Here is a 1,045-nt window from a genome sequence, read left to right as displayed (position 1 = left end):
GGCGGCCGGCGCACCACCCCGGCGCGCCCGGCGACCGGGACGCCGAATGCGCCGCCGACCTGCGCGACCTCATCCGCATCAGCAGTCCCGTCTGACACGCCGTTAACAGGGAATGGCTACGGTGTGTAGCTCAGCTGTAGCGTTCCGTGGGGGTTGTCATGCTGGTCTGGCTCGCCGTCGCGCTCGCCGCCTCCGGCCTCACCGTGCCGCCGCCGGGGCGGCAGGAGGACTTCGCGCGGGCGGCCAGGGAGTACGGGCTTCCTGTGAGCGTCCTGCTCGCCGTGTCCTACCTGGAGTCGCGGTGGGACGCGCACGCCGGCTCGCCCAGCACGTCCGGCGGCTACGGGCCGATGCACCTCATGGACGTCCGGGCGGCCGCCCGGCAGCGGCGAGCCGCCATCGCGGACGGCAACGCCCGTGACGACGTCGCCGGGCCGACTCGGCACGTCCCCGAACCGGCCGCCGCGCGCGAGGCGCTGCCCGAGTCGACGTTGCGGCGGGCGGCGGAGCTGACCGGGCTGCGGCCGGCGGTGCTGCGGCGCGACCCGGCAGCGAACATCAGCGCCGGCGCCGCGCTGCTCGCCTCCTACCAGCGGCGGCCCAGCGACGACCCGGCCGCCTGGTACGACGCGGTCGCCCGCTACTCCGGCGCCGGCGACCAGCTCACCGCGCGGCGCTTCGCCGACGAGGTGTTCTCCGTGATCGCCGAGGGCGCCACCCGCCGCACCGACGACGGAACCGTGGTGCGTCTCACCGCCGTACCCGGCCTGCGCATCCGCCGCCCGGACGGCGAGACGGCGACAATCCGCAACGCGGCAACGAACGGCGGCACGACGGCAGGCGGCGACGTGACAGCGGTCGGCAACACAGCGGTCGGCAGCACAGCGGCAGGCAGCGCCCCAGCCGCGAAGGCCAGCCGAGAGGCGGGTAGCGGAATGGCGGGCGGCGCAGCGGACGGCAGCGGAGCGGACGGCGACAGCAACAGCGAGGGCGACAGCGCAGCAGCGCACGGCAGCGAGGCGGCGACCGGCGGCTGGGCGGTCGG

At 76.2% G+C, this 1,045-nt stretch carries 1 pseudogene; it reads left to right on the top strand.

Annotated elements, in window-relative coordinates:
- Window positions 1-158 precede the first annotated feature (158 nt).
- Window positions 159-1,045: pseudogene (locus ABZ297_RS46885) on the top strand (hypothetical protein); the annotation flags it as partial.

The sequence above is a fragment of the Nonomuraea sp. NPDC005983 genome, from assembly GCF_040614375.1.
Taxonomy (GTDB): domain Bacteria; phylum Actinomycetota; class Actinomycetes; order Streptosporangiales; family Streptosporangiaceae; genus Nonomuraea.
Note: the sequence above shows the minus strand (reverse complement) of the source record. Positions and strands in the feature narration are given on the sequence as shown.